This window comes from Cedecea sp. B1(4), assembly GCF_059414925.1.
In genome coordinates this window covers 234,502-249,200 of sequence record NZ_JCAHMZ010000003.1, presented here as the reverse complement: position 1 = coordinate 249,200, position 14,699 = coordinate 234,502, and the positions used below count along the sequence as shown (strand labels likewise).

Sequence of the window (14,699 nt, the reverse complement as noted above, 5' to 3'; positions counted from 1 at the left end):
CAGGGAAAGTGAGAAGAGCGCGGCGAACGCCGCGCTATGACTGGCAATTAGTGCTCGCGCGTTTTACGGAAAGTCACGTCAGGGTAACGTTCCTGAGTAATATTCAGGTTTACCATTGTCGGGGCAATATAGGTCAGGTTGTCGCCGCCATCCAGCGCCAGCTGAACTTCGTTTTTACGTTTGAATTCTTCAAACTTCTTAACGTCATTCCCTTCAACCCAACGCGCCGTCGCCACGTTCACCGATTCGTAAATCGCTTCCACGTTGTACTCGCTTTTCAGGCGAGCCACGACCACATCAAACTGCAGCACCCCGACCGCACCAACAATAAGGTCGTTGTTGGCAATAGGACGGAACACCTGCACCGCACCTTCTTCAGACAGCTGAACCAGGCCTTTAAGCAACTGCTTCTGCTTAAGCGGATCGCGCAGGCGAATACGGCGGAACAGTTCCGGGGCGAAGTTCGGAATACCGGTGAACTTCATCATTTCGCCCTGGGTAAAGGTGTCGCCGATCTGAATCGTGCCGTGGTTGTGCAGGCCGATAATATCGCCCGGATAAGCTTCTTCCACGTGAGAACGATCCCCGGCCATAAAGGTCAGCGCGTCAGAAATAATGACGTCTTTCCCGATACGCACCTGGCGCAGCTTCATGCCTTTTTCATACTTACCGGACACCACGCGCATAAAGGCGACGCGGTCACGGTGTTTCGGGTCCATGTTGGCCTGGATCTTAAAGACAAAACCGGTGAACTTCTCGTCCGCCGCATCCACCAGACGCGTGTCGGTTTTACGCGGCATCGGAGCCGGTGCCCACTCAACCAGACCATCCAGCATGTGGTCGACGCCGAAGTTGCCCAGCGCGGTGCCGAAGAATACCGGGGTAATTTCACCGGCCAGGAATAGTTCATGGTCGAATTCGTTGGAAGCCCCCTGCACCAGTTCCAGCTCCTCACGCAGCTGCAGAGCAAGATCTTCCCCGACGGCTGCGTCGAGTTCCGGGTTGCTCAACCCTTTAACGATGCGCACTTCCTGGATAGTGTGGCCTTTACCGGTCTGGTAGAGGTAGGTTTCATCTTTATAAAGATGGTAAACCCCTTTGAACAGCTTGCCGCAGCCGATTGGCCAGGTGATTGGCGCACAGCCAATCTTCAGCTCGCGCTCAACTTCATCCAGCACTTCCATTGGATCGCGAATGTCGCGGTCCAGTTTGTTCATGAAGGTGATGATCGGCGTATCACGCAGACGGGTAACTTCCATCAGCTTACGGGTACGATCTTCTACGCCTTTTGCGGCATCGATAACCATCAGGCAGCAGTCAACGGCGGTCAGAGTACGGTAAGTATCTTCGGAGAAATCTTCGTGCCCCGGGGTGTCCAGCAGGTTGACCAGGCTGTCGCGATACGGGAACTGCATCACCGAGGTGGTGATCGAGATGCCACGCTGTTTTTCCATCTCCATCCAGTCGGATTTGGCGTGCTGGCTTGAGCCACGGCCTTTTACCGTCCCGGCGGTCTGGATAGCCTGTCCGAACAGCAGCACCTTTTCGGTGATGGTCGTTTTACCGGCATCCGGGTGAGAAATAATGGCAAAAGTGCGGCGTTTAGCCACCTCTTGCAGATAAGGAGACAAAGTCATAATTACATCTTCTGTAAGTGCGCGCGGCCTTGAGCCACGCGGCGAGTGAACGTTATTTGGCGGCTATTTTACCCATCATTGCGGGTTTAACAATCAACAATCATGGCTTACACAACAGTTGCTCCAGTTCACTTAGCGAGGTGACCTGCCAGGTCGGTTCAATCCCTTCCGGCGCGGTGCGTCCGTGGGCGTTAAGCCAGCAGGTTGCTATCCCGGCGTTGATACCGCCCAGAATGTCAGATTCTGCCGTGTCGCCGACCATCAAAACGCGGTCGCGAGGCGGCTGGTTCATCTGCTCGAACGTATAGTCGAAAATACGGCGATCGGGTTTGGCTCCCCCTACCTGCTCGGAAATCACCAGCAGGTCGAAATAGTCACGCAGGCCGGTGCGCTCGAGGCGAGTCTGCTGCAGCGCAGTAAAGCCGTTGGTAATGATGCCAAGTTTCGCTTTGCCCTTGAGCGCATTCAGCAGGGAAACAGCGCCAGGCAGAGGGGCGCAAATTTCGGCCATCGCGGATAAAAAGGCATCGTTTAGCTCTGCTGACGGCACATTCAGTCGCCCTGCCCAGTCCTCAAAACGCCTGAGCTGCAGCTGCAGCGCGGTAATCGCGCCGTTCTGGTAGTCAACCCACAGCGGCTTGTTTACCGCCTGATACTCCTGGAAATCATCTGCGGTAAAGGTCACGCTATAATCGAGAAACATGCGCTGCAAACCGCCGAACGCGTCAAAGGTAAACAGCGTTTCGTCCGCATCAAATAAAATCCAGTCCCAGTTCATCCACACACCTTTTAAAAATTAACCAAGGGGGAGCGCCATCACGATCGCGTCTTCCCGACCTTCTTTTGCAGGATAATAATTGCGACGCACCGTCGCTTCGTTAAAGCCCAGGCTTTCGTACAAGGTTCTCGCCGCAACGTTAGAGGCACGCACCTCCAGCCACAGCGTAAAGACATCCCGTTTTTCAAGCTCGGCAATAAGATGCTCAAGCAGCGCTTTCCCAAGCCCTCGCCGCTGATACGCTGGATCAACCGCAATGTTGAACAGCGTGGCTTCATCGAGAATGACCTGCGTTACCGCAAAAGCGGCAAGTTTGCCGTCAACGTCCAGCCGCAAATTGAAATAGCGTTCGCCCTGATTGCTGGCAAAGTTTTTTTCACTCCAGGGAAAAGCATGACTGCGCAGCTCAATGGCATACGCGTCCGCCAAATCATTCGGCGTCAGGGAAGAAATCGTGTTCATGTTCGCAAATCTGTTGCCACAGCGCCTGTCGCGCGTTGCCATTGTGATAAAGCTCGTCAAGCGCAGGGGACGCAAGCTGCGCGCCGCTGAGCGTCAGGGGCTGCTCAACGCCCAGGCGCCAGCTATTGCAGCGGCTGTCAGGCGGCATCATTGCCGCGCGCTCCGGCGTCAGTTGCATTACTTGGTCGGGGCTTAACGCTATGCTGCGTAAAATGTCCTTCACCAGCGGATCGCTCAAGGCTGGTAGCGTTTCAGCCACCATCACTAAACGCACGCCCGGGGGCAAAGAAACCGCAATTTCTCCCTGTAAGGCCGTCGGACGGCGCAGCACCCACTGGGTAATGCCCAGTTGCTGTAACTGCCAGTCGCGTCGGGAAGGGGAAGTCATAGCGAAACCTGTTGAGAGCGTAATTCGGGCGGCAAATATAGCAAATTCATCGAATCCACGCCATTAAAGCTCTATAATCCACGCTCTGATTTTCCAGGAGCTATTTGATGAGTGCGTTTACCCCGGCGAGTGAAGTACTGCTGCGCCACAGCGATGATTTTACCGAGAGCCGTGTGTTGTTTGCCGGTGACATGCAAGACGACCTGCCGCCGCGTTTCGACACCGCCGCCAGCCGCGCCCACACCCAGCAATTCCACCACTGGCAGGTATTAAGCGCGCAGATGGGCGAGAACGCACAGTATGGCCTGGTGGTCAGTGCGGATGACGTTGCCGACAGCAATACGCTTATCTACTACTGGCCGAAAAACAAGCCAGAAGCTCAGTTCCAACTGATGAATATTCTGTCGCTGATGCCGGTTGGCACCGATGTTTTTGTCGTCGGCGAAAACCGCTCTGGCGTGCGTAGCGCAGAGCAAATGTTGGCTGACGTTTGCCCGCTGACGAAAATCGACAGCGCGCGCCGCTGTGGTCTGTACCACGGTCGTCTGGAGCAACAGCCTGCGTTTGATGAAAACAGCTGGTGGGGTGAATACCCTCATGAAGGGATGACGGTGAAAACCCTGCCGGGCGTCTTTAGCCGCGACGGTCTGGATACCGGCAGCAAACTGCTGCTTTCCACACTGACGCCGCACACCAAAGGCAAAGTGCTGGATGTTGGCTGCGGCGCGGGCGTACTGGCGATTACTCTCGCCAGCCACTCGCCAAAAGTCCGCCTCACGCTTAGCGACGTTAGCGCACCGGCGGTCGCCGCCAGCCGCGCAACGCTTGCCGCTAACGGCATTGAAGGGGAAGTAATCGCCAGTAACGTCTACTCGGAAATCAACGGCCGCTTCGACATGATCATCTCCAACCCGCCATTCCACGACGGGATGCAAACCAGCCTCGATGCAGCGCACCAGCTTATTCGCGGTGCAGCTCGCCATCTGAATATGGGTGGTGAATTGCGCATCGTGGCGAACGCCTTCCTTGCCTACCCGAACGTGCTGGACGAAGTGTTTGGTAGTCATGAAGTTATTGCTCAAACTGGCCGCTTCAAAGTTTACCGCGCCGTGCTGACCCGGGCGGGTAAAAAGCGTTAAACGCGTTAAGGTGCCGCTTTTTGCATCAGTCGGGAAAGCGGCATCAAATTAAGTGTTGACGAAGCTCAGAAAACATCTAGAATGCGCCTCCGTGGTTGTGATACTTCGGTATTACAGGTATGCGAAGGTGGCGGAATTGGTAGACGCGCTAGCTTCAGGTGTTAGTGTTCTTACGGACGTGAGGGTTCAAGTCCCTCTCTTCGCACCAACACAACCACGAAAGATATCGTTCGCACTGCGCGAAGGTGGCGGAATTGGTAGACGCGCTAGCTTCAGGTGTTAGTGTTCTTACGGACGTGAGGGTTCAAGTCCCTCTCTTCGCACCAATGCGAAGGCGATATCAAAACTCTTCAGATGCAAATCTGAAAACTGTGCGAAGGTGGCGGAATTGGTAGACGCGCTAGCTTCAGGTGTTAGTGTCCTTACGGACGTGAGGGTTCAAGTCCCTCTCTTCGCACCACTTCTTATGAAGTGACCCCCTTTATCTCCCCCAACTTGTTTATCTCATCGATCCCAAATTCATCACAATCAACAGCAATCCGCTGGCAAATGCTACGCACGATGGCAGTAAAACAAAGTGTCTTAACGTTTTATGGTAGAGCATCAATGCCGTTGCAAGCAGCCCAATAACCACCAGTACACGCCACTGACTGAAACTGAGATCCAGGCAGGCAAGCAGCGCCACCGCAAGCCCCGCCACCATTACACTCCAGCCACTTTCGAGTCGTCGTTGCAGCATTTTTACGCCCCATCATGATAATGATAACCAATATCATATGATAAATCTTCTCAACTGTCAGCGTAAAAACGTGCGCGACCTATAGCTGAAATAGCCAGGGTTGACGTGTCATTTAATGACAGATTTTCAGTAAGGTGATAGATTGAGCGCCGGCTTTAGTTTGCCTTATAAAAATTCCAATAGTTGCCAGAAAAGCCGATAACTCGCTTTTCGTTAATACGACACACACAACACCTGACGCGCTTACCCAAGACACAATCGTTCTATGACAGCCCAAACCTGGCGAGCCTTACTCAAAGCAAAGCAGCTGCTTTCTTTACGTTTATTTTTGCTGCTCAATGCCCTGGCAGCCGCTTTTTCTATTCTCTTTCCGCTCCATTCGACAGTGCGTATAACACCGCCCGTTGTCGCCATTCTGCTGATTAGCCTGGCCTTGCTTGCCTGGCAGATGTGGAATAATAAGCTGCTGATTAACCTGAATATTATCTCGCTATTTCTCGGGTTATTATGGGCGGTGCATATTTTCATTAAAAACGCGGCCATCGGGGATCTGGACACCTCATTTCTGGTGATTAGCCTGATGTCGGTGCTTTTTATTGGCACTATTGCATTTATTAATAATATTGTGGCTTTCCTGCTGCACAGCCTGCCCGTGGCGCTGGTAGTACTTTGGCTGGGTAATGTTGACCAATGGCTGAGGGTAATTTATTCCATTGCGCTGCCCGCTATCGGGATCGCTATTCAGCATATTATTCAGAAACGTAATGACCGTTTCACCCAGCGGCTGATGAATAAACTGCTCGAAGAAAAAGAGACGCTGACCGATCTCAGCATGCTCGATCCTTTAACCGGCCTGTACAACCGCCGCGGCTTTCAAAACCGCCTCGAGCACATTCAGGCCTCCGGCAGCGGCAGCCACTACGTTTTGCTGCTGGATATCGACCACTTCAAGTCGTACAACGACCACTACGGCCATGCGATGGGCGACCAGGCGTTGATCCGGGTCTCAGCGGCGATTCGCGATGCCGTGCGTTCAAGGGATCTTGTCACGCGCTACGGCGGGGAAGAGTTCATGATTATGCTCACCAACATCGACGCGGAACGTGCGATGCAGTCGGCGGAAAGGATCCGCCAGCGCGTTTTCGATTTGGACATCCCGCATATGTTTAATACCCAGGTCGCGACCAACGTTACCGTCAGTATCGGGCTTGCGCCATTCACTGAAGGCAGCATAGACGATGCACTGAGCCTCGCGGATAAAGCGCTTTATCAGGCCAAAAACCGAGGAAGAAACAGCATCCTGACCAACGAAATGCTCGCCGTGAATTAACCCGGCGAGACGCGCGAGATCGCAAAAACAGCCATCACCCAGCGGTGGCGGTGAATTCACCTTGCCAGAGATTTCGCCCACCGCTAGTATTGCTAATCATTATCATTTAGATTACTCCCTGACGAAAGTATGGCACTTCACTCCCTCCAGTTCAGCGATGACAGCGGTTGCTTTGTTCTTCCCTGGTCCCCAGCGACAGGCCCGCAGGCAGATTCGCTACGGGAGTATTTTGCCGCGCACCGCCCGTACTTCAACGACATCATCAAATTAAACGAACAGGCTCCCGCTGCAGCAATGACGCTAAGCGAGTGGCAGCGTCCCACTACGCTAACCTCTCTAATGGCGGCCTACGGCGACCATATCTATCGTCACCAGCCTGAACTTACCCGCGAGCACAAACCGCTGAAGTCTTTGTGGGCACAATGGTACATCGGCCTGCTGGTGCCTCCGATGATGATGGCGCTGCTGACTCAGCCTAAAGCGCTGAATATTGCCCCTCAGCATGTGCGGGCTGAGTTCCACGAAACGGGCCGGGCAAAATGCTTCTGGATTGACGTGACTGAAGATTGCCGGGCAAGCGAGCTACCGCTCCATCTGCGGCTAGAGCAGTTTATCGTTGGAGGTTTGATGCCGGTCGTAGCGGCGCTGGAAGCCAGCGAAGAGATCAACGCCCGGCTTATCTGGAGCAACACCGGCTACCTGGTAAACTGGTTCTTCGGCGAGTTGAAACCGCTGCTGGATGAACAGAGCCTGGCGGCGTTGGTGCAGACCTGTTTCTTTGAAAAACAGCTTTCATGTGGCCGGGAGAATCCGCTTTATCGCACGGTTATATCGCGTGAAGGCATTCTGGTCAGACGCACCTGCTGCCAGCGCTATAAGCTGCCTGACGTCCAGCGCTGCGGCGACTGCACTCTGAAATAGCAAACGGCAGGTTTCCCCGCCGTTCTTCATTCCGCTAAACCATTAAGCCAGCTGTTGGCTCCCTTCCTCGCTCGCTCTCTGAGCTTCTTCTTTCTCCTGCTCCAGCAGCTGCTTCTCGTACACTTTGAAGAACGGGAAGTAGATGATGGACGACACGCAGGCAAGCAGAATCACCAGAATTGCGGCACGGAAGTCCCAGCCCAGCGCCCAGGCGGCACCGATTGGCGCAGGTGCGGTCCACGGTACAACGGAAATCACGCGACCAATCAGATCCAGCTTCATCGCGCCCCAGGCCAGCACGGCGTTAACCATGGGTGCCAGCAGGAACGGAATGAAGAATACTGGGTTCATCACAATCGGCGTACCGAAGATCACCGGCTCGTTAATGTTAAAGCAGGTTGGCACGATGCTCAGACGGCCAATGGAACGCAGGTGGGCAGATTTACTGCGCAGGTAGCAGATAACCAATCCCATCGTTGCCCCGGAACCGCCGACCACGATGAAGAAGGTCCAGAACGCTTCCATAAAGATATGCGGCAGAGGTGCACCGGCAGCCAGCGCGCCCTGGTTAAGACCCAGGTTGGTCAGCCAGAACATCTGCAGCATCCCGGAGACAATCGCCGCCCCGTGGATACCCGCAAACCACAACAGGTGAGCAATCAGTACGGCAAGGAGAATCGCCGGCAGAGAATCCGCCGCGGACACCAGCGGTTTGAACAGCGCCATAATGGCCTGAGGGATCAGCATATCGAACTGAGACTGAATAAACAGGCTCAGCGGATACAGCGTCAGCACCACAACCAGCACCGGGATCAGCAGATCAAAGGAGTTTTTGATCATCGGCGGCACCTGGTCCGGCAGCTTGATGCCGATGTTATGCGCCTTCAGGAAACGCATCATCTCTACGCAGTAAATCGCCACCAAGATTGCGGTGAAGATCCCGGTGCCGCCAAGGCTGTCCACCGGCAACGTCCCTTTGGTTTTCGGGGCCGCAACCACCAGGAAAGCCATCAGCGACAGCATGGCGCACATGAAAGGATCGAGCCCGTGCGATTTAACGTAGTGTTTACCCAGGTTGTAGGCAATCGCCGCACAAATGTAGATAGACATGATGCCCATCGTCATATCAAACGGCGTTAAAATCTGCCCTTCAAACTGCTTCGCCAGGTCGAGCCAGGCGCGAGCAAAGCCCCATGTCGTGGTGGGCGAAAACGGGGGATAAGCAAACACCAGCAGGAACGAGCCGACAATCATAAATGGCATCGCAGAAATAAAGCCGTCGCGAATGGCCATCACGTGACGCTGGGAAGAAATGCGGCCAGCTATCGGGCTAACGTAGTTCTCAACAAACCGAAAAATTAAATTAAAAGCAGCATGGTTGGAAGACATAGTGGCTCTCCTGTCAGGCTATCAACGCGAGTGCGTCGGCGAGAATTCTGTCGCCGCGCATCATTCCGTAATCCATAGAGTTAATGACCGTGACCGGGATCCGTTTGGGCGCGGCCTGAGCCTTAAAATCTTCCAGACGGTATTTGATCTGCGGACCGAGTAAACAGCAATCAAATTCAGGCATAACATCCGTGAACTCTTCGATACCCACCGCCTTGATCTCAACCTCAATCTGTTGATCCTGGGCGGCCTGTTTCATCCTGTTCACGACCATACTGGTAGACATACCAGCGGCACAGCATAAAAGGATACGTTTCATAGACGACTCTTATTATTAGGTACAGGGGGTGGTTACAAGATTCAGTATTCCTCGCGGAATTTATTACTGCAACCGGTTACTGCAACCGGTTTCAGTGATTGTGAAGGAGATCCAGAAATTTCTGACAAGGCGGGTATGAGATAAGTATAAGCGGTTTACAGAAAGCACAAGCTTATGCGAAATTATTTGCCACCTGGATCAGGAGAAAATCATGAGTTTGCAGTCCGTGCGGCAATTCTTCGCCGACCATGCCCCCGATATAGATATCATCGAGCTAAACCAAAGCACCGCTACCGTCGCGCTTGCCGCCGCCGCCCACAATGTGGCACCCGGACAAATAGCCAAAACGCTCTCATTAAAGGTCAAAAACGACATTATTCTGATCGTCGCGAAGGGCGATGCTCGTCTTGATAATAAGAAACTTAAAGAAGCATTTGGGTCCAAAGCGCGCATGCTCAGCAGCGATGAAGTGGTGAACTGGACCGGGCATCCGGTCGGCGGCGTCTGCCCGTTCGGGCTGGAAAACCCGCTGGCGGTGTTCTGCGACATCTCACTCCGCCAGTACGATGAAGTGCTGCCCGCCGCAGGGGCCATTCATAGCGCCGTCCGCATTTCACCTGAACGCATGGCCGAACTCACCCACGCCAAATGGGTGGACGTCTGCCAGTAAGTTTGCTGCAGCCGGAGGCAAAAGACTTTCGGCTCAGTTAACGCTCCAGCCCGGTGACACGCTTGCGATACTCATCCGGCGTTTCCTGGGTTAAGCGGCGGAACATCGTAATAAACGCCGATGAACTGCCGTAACCCAGCTCAAAAGCGATATTCTCGACGGTCCATCCCTCGGCCAACAAAGGCATCGCTTTCACAATTCTTAGCCTCTGCCGCCACTCCGCCAGCGTCATACCCAACTCCCGCTGGCAGCGTCTCATCAACGTTCGCTCACTGGTATTGGCCAAAGCCGCCAACGCCGCCACGGAGCGGCTATCCCCAGGGTTTTGTTCCAGGATATTAAGCACCCGCCGAACCACAGGATCGTCCGATCCAGGTAGATAGTTCCCCACCCTTTCGGCCTTAATCAGCCTATCAACCAACACGCGCAGGAATCGCGACTCCTCTTCAGAAGGAGGGATACCCGGCGGGTTCAGGTGTAAATGCTCGAGCATCGCCCGGACGAGAGGCGCGATAGCCATAACGGTCACCTGCTGCGGAAACGCTACGCACTCCGCGAGGCTGACATATACGGAGCTGTGCCACGCCTCCATCCGATTTTGCGCAAGATGCTGGGTGTCCGGCGGCAGCCAGATACCGTACTGGGACGGCACCACAAAGTGTCCTCCGGCATATTGCACCTCCACGACGCCGCTTACCGCCGAAACAAATTCTCCCCAGGGGTGACTGTGTTCCAGGTACAAACCGTGCGCAGGCATCGGCGCGCTACGAAAGTACAGCGTCGCCGGAAGCTCGCCGGTAAAAGGCGCGATAAGGATGCTGGGCGTTTTCTTTGGCACGGATATCCACCTTCAAAGTCGTCGAGAAAACATTGACCGAAACGCACGATGGCATGGCGGTTTCTCACTATATCAAGCATATCGCCCCAGTTGATAATGCGTTTTTCGGGAGAAAACGCATGTCCAGATACAAGACCATAGACCGCCTGGCCGTCGCCGGGATGATCACCCTCTGCCTGATATGGAGCCTGCAGCAGCCCGGCCTGAAAGCCACGGCTGAAGACGCCAGCCCCATCCTACAGATCGCTTTACGTTCTGGTATAGGCGCGGGGCTGGTCGCACTTTATATGCTGTTGAGAAAAGAGAAAATGCAGTACGCCTCCCTGCCCTGGCTTGCTGGCGCGGGAGCTGGGGTTCTGTTTGCACTCGAGTATTTGTTTCTTGGCATCGGCCTGCGCTATACCAGCGCCGCGCACGGCGTAGTTTTTCTGTATACCGCACCGCTGTTTGCCGCAGTAGGCCTACACTTTACCCTGCGCTCTGAACGCCTGACGCCGGTACAGTGGATCGGGATCGTATTGGCATTTATTGGCGTCATCGTCACATTTTCAGCGCCAGATGGTGGGCACTCATCGCTTTTCGGGGATCTCTTTTGCCTGCTTTCCGGCGCATCATGGGGCGCGACCACCGTGCTGGTTCGCACCTCCCGCCTGGCCCAGGTTTCCGCCGCCCAAACGACGCTTTTTCAGCTTGCGGGGGCTTTTATTGTGCTGCTTGCAGCGTCGTTCCTCCTGGGGCAAACCCGCTTTAACCCCACCCCACTGTTGCTGGCCAACATGGTCTTTCAGTCTGTGATTGTTTCCTTCCTGAGCTTGCTTATCTGGTTTGCTTTACTGCGCCGCTACCAGGCTTCTGTGCTTGGCGCCTTTTCTTTTGTCACGCCGCTGCTCGGGGTCGTGTTTGGCGCCTGGTTACTGAATGAAAAGATAAACGCTGGTTTTCTGCTGGGATCGGTTTTCGTCATCGGCGGCATTGTCTGCGTGAGCTGCAGCCAATGGCTGGAAAAAATAATCACGTTTCATCGCCGGAGATAGTGACGCAAAGCTTGATCTGACGCGGCTAATGAAGCGATGCGCTCATGTTAAATGGATAAACGTTAAGCGCATTTCATTCTCTTTGTTCAGGATCACGCATGCAGCCAGATGTTGCTTCCCAGCGGGACGTCACTCGTTTATGTATTCAATGTGCGCTCTTTTTACTGCAGCACGGGGCAGAAAGCGCGCTGGTCGAGGAGCTTTCAACTCGTCTTGGCAAAGCGCTGGGGATGGACAGCGTGGAAAGCTCAATCTCCGCTAACGCCATTGTGCTGAGCACCATTAAAGACAATCAGTGCTTGACGACCACCCGCAAAAATAACGACCGCGGGATCAACATGCACGTCGTCACCGAAGTACAGCACATAGTGATCCTCACCGAGCACAAGCTGCTGGATGCCAGGGACGTTCTCAAGCGCTTCGAACACATCAAACCGCTGCGTTACCCACGCTGGCTGGTTGTCCTGATGGTGGGTCTTTCCTGCGGCTGCTTCTGTAAACTGAACAACGGTGGCTGGGACGGGGCGTTTGTCGCCTTTATCGCCAGCTCACTGGCGATGTATGTCCGCCAACTGCTCACCCACCGCCAGCTTCATCCGCAGATCAACTTCTGCATCACCGCGTTTGTCGCCACTACCGTTTCGGGCCTGCTAATCGCCAAAGGCCCGTTTGCCGCGACTTCCAATATTGCGATGGCCGCGAGCGTGTTATTACTCGTCCCCGGTTTCCCGCTGATTAACGCCGTGGCCGACATGTTCAAAGGCCACGTGAACACCGGGTTGGCTCGCTGGGCGATGGCCAGCCTGCTCACGCTTGCCACCTGCATCGGCGTGGTGATGGCAATGGCGGTATGGGGGCTAAGAGGATGGGCATAATCGAATTTATTCTGGCCCTACTTCAGGATATGGCGCTGTCTGCCGTGCCGGCGGTAGGCTTCGCGTTAGTTTTTAACGTGCCTCAGCGCGCCCTGCCTTACTGTGGGCTCCTCGGTGCCATCGGCCACGGCTCGCGTATGGCGATGATGACGGCGGGTTTAAACATCGAGTGGAGCACTTTTCTGGCGTCAATTCTGGTCGGCATCATTGGTATTCAGTGGTCACGCTGGTACCTTGCTCATCCGAAAGTCTTTACCGTTGCGGCCGTCATTCCTATGTTTCCGGGGATCTACGCCTATACCGCGATGATCTCAGCGGTAAAATTGACGCACTTTGGTTACAGCGATCCGCTGATGATCCAACTGGTGACCAACTTCTTAAAAGCGTCATTTATCGTGGGGGCGCTGTCCATCGGGCTCTCTCTGCCGGGGCTGTGGCTTTATCGCAAAAAGCCCCGGGTCTGATCGCACAGACCAAATCGCCGTAAAATAAAATTTGCTATTTAATCGTGCGCTATCTATATTGAGAAACATGAAGAAGACATCCACCGAAACGAACGCCCTGCTGCTGGACAACCAGCTTTGCTTCGCGCTCTATTCCGCCAATCTGGCGGTGAACAAGCTCTATCGCCAGCTGCTTGCGCCGCTGCAGCTCACCTATCCGCAATACCTGGTGATGCTGGTGCTGTGGGAGCAGGACGATGTCACGGTGTCGCAAATCGGTGAGCGTCTGTTTTTAGACTCAGCCACCTTAACGCCGCTGCTAAAACGGCTTGAAAGCGCAGGGCTGCTGCTACGTCAGCGCTCCCGCGAAGATGAACGTCAGGTGGCAGTAACGCTGACCCAGGAAGGGAAAGCGCTGCAGGAAAAAGCGCTGGGTATTCCGGACTCCGTGCGCTGCGCTTCTGCCTGCAGTATAGACAGCATGCTGGCGCTGAAGGCGCAGCTGGAAACCTTGCGCAGTAATTTAAATACGTAATAATTAATCGTCGATACTGTCGGCGATTTTTAAAACACCATATAAATCGCACGCTATTTTATAGCACATACTAAATGTAAGATGAGGAACCTGCCATGTCTTTAGAAAAAGTCGTTTACACCGCAAAAGCCAAAGCCACCGGTGGCCGTGAAGGTCGTGCAACCTCTTCCGACGGCGTACTGGACGTGAAACTGGGACTGCCAAAAGAGATGGGCGGCGCGGGTGGCGAAGTCACCAACCCTGAGCAGCTGTTCGCGGCGGGCTACTCCGCATGCTTCCTGGGCGCGATGAAGTTCGTCTCCGGCCGCGACAAAATCTCCATGCCGGCTGATGCTTTCATCGAAGGCGAAGTCGGCATCGGGCCACTGCCAACCGGATTCGGTATCGAAGCGAAGCTGAACATTCACCTGCCGGGCATGGACGCTGCCGAAGCGAAAAAACTGGTCGATGCGGCACACATTGTTTGCCCATACTCCAACGCAACCCGCGGCAACATTGATGTGACTCTGAACATCATCAACTGATGCTACAGCCGGGGAAACCCGGCTTTTTCACCTGCCCCCACGGTTTAAGACAACTCTCAATCCCCCTGCTTCTGGCCAAAGCGCTATACTCACGCCTGAAATCCCCTGCACCGCAGGCAAACAAAGCGAGTATCACAAGATGAAAGCAAGGAATAAAACGCTCTGCGCAATGGCGCTGGCAGCAGCCTTTTTCGCGGGCCAGGCAACTGCTGCAAACTGGCAGGAACAACTTTCCAGCGCCGCCAATGAACTGACTAAAAGCGGCAATGCGACTACCACCAGCAATGGCGCTCAGACCGGCGGTCTGTCTCTCTCTTCACTGACCAGCCTGCTGAACGGCAACAGCAAATCTCTCAGCTCAAGTACGATGACCAATGCGGCTGGCGTGATGGAGTACTGTGCGAAGAATAAACTGGCTTCCGTCACCAATACCGACAACATTAAAAACCAGCTGATGACCAAGCTGGGGCTGGAAAGCAGCACCAAGCCTGCCGACAAGCAGGACTACAATCAGGGCCTGATGGGCTTACTGAACACGGCCAACGGCCAGAAGCTGGATCTGAACAGCATCGGCAACTCGCCGCTGGCTGAAAAGGTGAAAACCAAAGCCTGCGATCTGGTGCTCAAACAGGGCATGAATTACCTGTCGTAACGGCACAAAAAAATGGCCTCTTGCTA

The 14,699-nt window shown here is 54.4% G+C and carries 18 protein-coding genes and 3 tRNA genes; 13 read left to right on the top strand and 8 right to left on the bottom strand.

All coding sequences use genetic code 11. The features are described 5' to 3' along the window. Positions 1-47: 47 nt before the first annotated feature. The 4 genes from prfC to ACR6JA_RS08685 form a co-directional block, all read right to left on the bottom strand. A complete protein-coding gene (gene prfC, locus ACR6JA_RS08700) occupies positions 48-1,637 on the bottom strand; it encodes a peptide chain release factor 3 (protein ID WP_008460083.1) in 1,590 nt (529 codons plus the stop codon). A gap of 100 nt (positions 1,638-1,737) precedes the next feature. After that, a complete protein-coding gene (gene yjjG / locus ACR6JA_RS08695) occupies positions 1,738-2,415 on the bottom strand; it encodes a pyrimidine 5'-nucleotidase (RefSeq protein WP_494493899.1) in 678 nt (225 codons plus the stop codon). A gap of 18 nt (positions 2,416-2,433) precedes the next feature. Further along, positions 2,434-2,877, bottom strand: a complete 444-nt coding sequence (rimI, locus tag ACR6JA_RS08690; protein WP_494493898.1) for a ribosomal protein S18-alanine N-acetyltransferase — start codon at positions 2,875-2,877, stop codon at positions 2,434-2,436. After that, positions 2,846-3,265, bottom strand: coding sequence for a DNA polymerase III subunit psi (locus ACR6JA_RS08685; RefSeq protein ID WP_494493897.1), 420 nt, complete (start codon positions 3,263-3,265; stop codon positions 2,846-2,848). The genes rimI and ACR6JA_RS08685 overlap by 32 nt, the downstream gene beginning before the upstream one ends. 107 nt (positions 3,266-3,372) lie before the next feature. Between ACR6JA_RS08685 and rsmC the strand changes: the two genes are divergently transcribed. From rsmC to ACR6JA_RS08665, 4 genes are all read left to right on the top strand, one after another. Beyond that, on the top strand, positions 3,373-4,404 hold the full coding sequence (gene rsmC, locus ACR6JA_RS08680) for a 16S rRNA (guanine(1207)-N(2))-methyltransferase RsmC (RefSeq protein WP_494493896.1): 1,032 nt from the start codon (positions 3,373-3,375) through the stop codon (positions 4,402-4,404). Positions 4,405-4,525: 121 nt separating this feature from the next. Beyond that, positions 4,526-4,612 (top strand) — tRNA-Leu (locus tag ACR6JA_RS08675). A gap of 31 nt (positions 4,613-4,643) precedes the next feature. Continuing rightward, positions 4,644-4,730, top strand: a tRNA-Leu gene (locus tag ACR6JA_RS08670). Between the two features lie 47 nt (positions 4,731-4,777). Beyond that, positions 4,778-4,864 (top strand) — tRNA-Leu (locus ACR6JA_RS08665). 39 nt (positions 4,865-4,903) lie between these two features. Here the strand turns inward: ACR6JA_RS08665 and ACR6JA_RS08660 are convergent. Beyond that, positions 4,904-5,143, bottom strand: a complete 240-nt coding sequence (locus ACR6JA_RS08660) for a DUF1435 domain-containing protein (protein WP_008460074.1) — start codon at positions 5,141-5,143, stop codon at positions 4,904-4,906. A gap of 265 nt (positions 5,144-5,408) precedes the next feature. On the opposite strand from ACR6JA_RS08660, the gene ACR6JA_RS08655 reads away from it, so the two are divergent. Both ACR6JA_RS08655 and fhuF read left to right on the top strand, forming a co-directional pair. Continuing rightward, complete coding sequence (locus ACR6JA_RS08655) at positions 5,409-6,473, top strand: GGDEF domain-containing protein (RefSeq protein ID WP_494493895.1); 1,065 nt, start codon at positions 5,409-5,411, stop codon at positions 6,471-6,473. A 129-nt stretch (positions 6,474-6,602) separates the two neighbouring features. Next, positions 6,603-7,394 (top strand): siderophore-iron reductase FhuF, encoded by a 792-nt coding sequence (gene fhuF, locus ACR6JA_RS08650; protein WP_494493894.1) that lies wholly within the window; start codon positions 6,603-6,605, stop codon positions 7,392-7,394. A gap of 42 nt (positions 7,395-7,436) precedes the next feature. Here the strand turns inward: fhuF and ACR6JA_RS08645 are convergent, their stop codons facing one another. Further along, positions 7,437-8,783, bottom strand: coding sequence for a PTS cellobiose transporter subunit IIC (locus ACR6JA_RS08645; RefSeq protein WP_008460071.1), 1,347 nt, complete (start codon positions 8,781-8,783; stop codon positions 7,437-7,439). Positions 8,784-8,796: 13 nt separating this feature from the next. After that, complete coding sequence (locus tag ACR6JA_RS08640; protein ID WP_039290026.1) at positions 8,797-9,102, bottom strand: PTS sugar transporter subunit IIB; 306 nt, start codon at positions 9,100-9,102, stop codon at positions 8,797-8,799. 211 nt (positions 9,103-9,313) lie between these two features. On the opposite strand from ACR6JA_RS08640, the gene ACR6JA_RS08635 reads away from it, so the two are divergent. Then, positions 9,314-9,772: a YbaK/EbsC family protein gene (locus ACR6JA_RS08635; RefSeq protein ID WP_008460069.1), complete on the top strand. Its 459-nt coding sequence runs from the start codon at positions 9,314-9,316 to the stop codon at positions 9,770-9,772. A gap of 37 nt (positions 9,773-9,809) precedes the next feature. Here the strand turns inward: ACR6JA_RS08635 and ACR6JA_RS08630 are convergent, their stop codons facing one another. Further along, a complete protein-coding gene (locus ACR6JA_RS08630; protein ID WP_494493893.1) occupies positions 9,810-10,610 on the bottom strand; it encodes an AraC family ligand binding domain-containing protein in 801 nt (266 codons plus the stop codon). Positions 10,611-10,729: 119 nt separating this feature from the next. Between ACR6JA_RS08630 and ACR6JA_RS08625 the strand changes: the two genes are divergently transcribed. From ACR6JA_RS08625 to ACR6JA_RS08600, 6 genes are all read left to right on the top strand, one after another. Continuing rightward, a complete protein-coding gene (locus tag ACR6JA_RS08625) occupies positions 10,730-11,644 on the top strand; it encodes a DMT family transporter (protein WP_494493892.1) in 915 nt (304 codons plus the stop codon). 98 nt (positions 11,645-11,742) lie between these two features. Next, the gene (locus ACR6JA_RS08620) at positions 11,743-12,519 is read left to right on the top strand and encodes a threonine/serine exporter family protein (RefSeq protein WP_039290021.1); all 777 of its coding nucleotides are present in this window, start codon (positions 11,743-11,745) and stop codon (positions 12,517-12,519) included. Further along, positions 12,510-12,983 (top strand): threonine/serine exporter, encoded by a 474-nt coding sequence (locus tag ACR6JA_RS08615; protein ID WP_213715072.1) that lies wholly within the window; start codon positions 12,510-12,512, stop codon positions 12,981-12,983. Before ACR6JA_RS08620 ends, ACR6JA_RS08615 begins: the two co-directional genes overlap by 10 nt. Before the next feature lie 67 nt (positions 12,984-13,050). After that, positions 13,051-13,497: a MarR family winged helix-turn-helix transcriptional regulator gene (locus ACR6JA_RS08610; RefSeq protein WP_213715071.1), complete on the top strand. Its 447-nt coding sequence runs from the start codon at positions 13,051-13,053 to the stop codon at positions 13,495-13,497. 95 nt (positions 13,498-13,592) lie between these two features. Next, positions 13,593-14,021 (top strand): organic hydroperoxide resistance protein, encoded by a 429-nt coding sequence (locus ACR6JA_RS08605; protein ID WP_166876986.1) that lies wholly within the window; start codon positions 13,593-13,595, stop codon positions 14,019-14,021. Between the two features lie 139 nt (positions 14,022-14,160). Beyond that, positions 14,161-14,673 carry a YjjA family protein gene (locus ACR6JA_RS08600; RefSeq protein ID WP_034809722.1) on the top strand — a complete coding sequence of 171 codons (513 nt, stop codon included), beginning with the start codon at positions 14,161-14,163 and terminating at the stop codon, positions 14,671-14,673. The last annotated feature ends 26 nt before the right edge of the window (positions 14,674-14,699 follow it).

What these genes read in the sequence shown, in the direction of transcription:
- fhuF (WP_494493894.1), top strand. Translation starts at nt 6,603, where the DNA reads ATGGCACTTCACTCCCTCCAGTTCAGCGATGACAGCGGTTGCTTTGTT.
- ACR6JA_RS08635 (WP_008460069.1), top strand. Translation starts at nt 9,314, where the DNA reads ATGAGTTTGCAGTCCGTGCGGCAATTCTTCGCCGACCATGCCCCCGAT.
- ACR6JA_RS08660 (WP_008460074.1), bottom strand. Translation starts at nt 5,143, where the DNA reads ATGCTGCAACGACGACTCGAAAGTGGCTGGAGTGTAATGGTGGCGGGG.
- ACR6JA_RS08625 (WP_494493892.1), top strand. Translation starts at nt 10,730, where the DNA reads ATGTCCAGATACAAGACCATAGACCGCCTGGCCGTCGCCGGGATGATC.
- ACR6JA_RS08620 (WP_039290021.1), top strand. Translation starts at nt 11,743, where the DNA reads ATGCAGCCAGATGTTGCTTCCCAGCGGGACGTCACTCGTTTATGTATT.
- ACR6JA_RS08655 (WP_494493895.1), top strand. Translation starts at nt 5,409, where the DNA reads ATGACAGCCCAAACCTGGCGAGCCTTACTCAAAGCAAAGCAGCTGCTT.
- prfC (WP_008460083.1), bottom strand. Translation starts at nt 1,637, where the DNA reads ATGACTTTGTCTCCTTATCTGCAAGAGGTGGCTAAACGCCGCACTTTT.
- ACR6JA_RS08645 (WP_008460071.1), bottom strand. Translation starts at nt 8,783, where the DNA reads ATGTCTTCCAACCATGCTGCTTTTAATTTAATTTTTCGGTTTGTTGAG.
- ACR6JA_RS08600 (WP_034809722.1), top strand. Translation starts at nt 14,161, where the DNA reads ATGAAAGCAAGGAATAAAACGCTCTGCGCAATGGCGCTGGCAGCAGCC.
- ACR6JA_RS08610 (WP_213715071.1), top strand. Translation starts at nt 13,051, where the DNA reads ATGAAGAAGACATCCACCGAAACGAACGCCCTGCTGCTGGACAACCAG.
- rimI (WP_494493898.1), bottom strand. Translation starts at nt 2,877, where the DNA reads ATGAACACGATTTCTTCCCTGACGCCGAATGATTTGGCGGACGCGTAT.
- yjjG (WP_494493899.1), bottom strand. Translation starts at nt 2,415, where the DNA reads ATGAACTGGGACTGGATTTTATTTGATGCGGACGAAACGCTGTTTACC.
- ACR6JA_RS08615 (WP_213715072.1), top strand. Translation starts at nt 12,510, where the DNA reads ATGGGCATAATCGAATTTATTCTGGCCCTACTTCAGGATATGGCGCTG.
- ACR6JA_RS08605 (WP_166876986.1), top strand. Translation starts at nt 13,593, where the DNA reads ATGTCTTTAGAAAAAGTCGTTTACACCGCAAAAGCCAAAGCCACCGGT.
- ACR6JA_RS08685 (WP_494493897.1), bottom strand. Translation starts at nt 3,265, where the DNA reads ATGACTTCCCCTTCCCGACGCGACTGGCAGTTACAGCAACTGGGCATT.
- rsmC (WP_494493896.1), top strand. Translation starts at nt 3,373, where the DNA reads ATGAGTGCGTTTACCCCGGCGAGTGAAGTACTGCTGCGCCACAGCGAT.
- ACR6JA_RS08640 (WP_039290026.1), bottom strand. Translation starts at nt 9,102, where the DNA reads ATGAAACGTATCCTTTTATGCTGTGCCGCTGGTATGTCTACCAGTATG.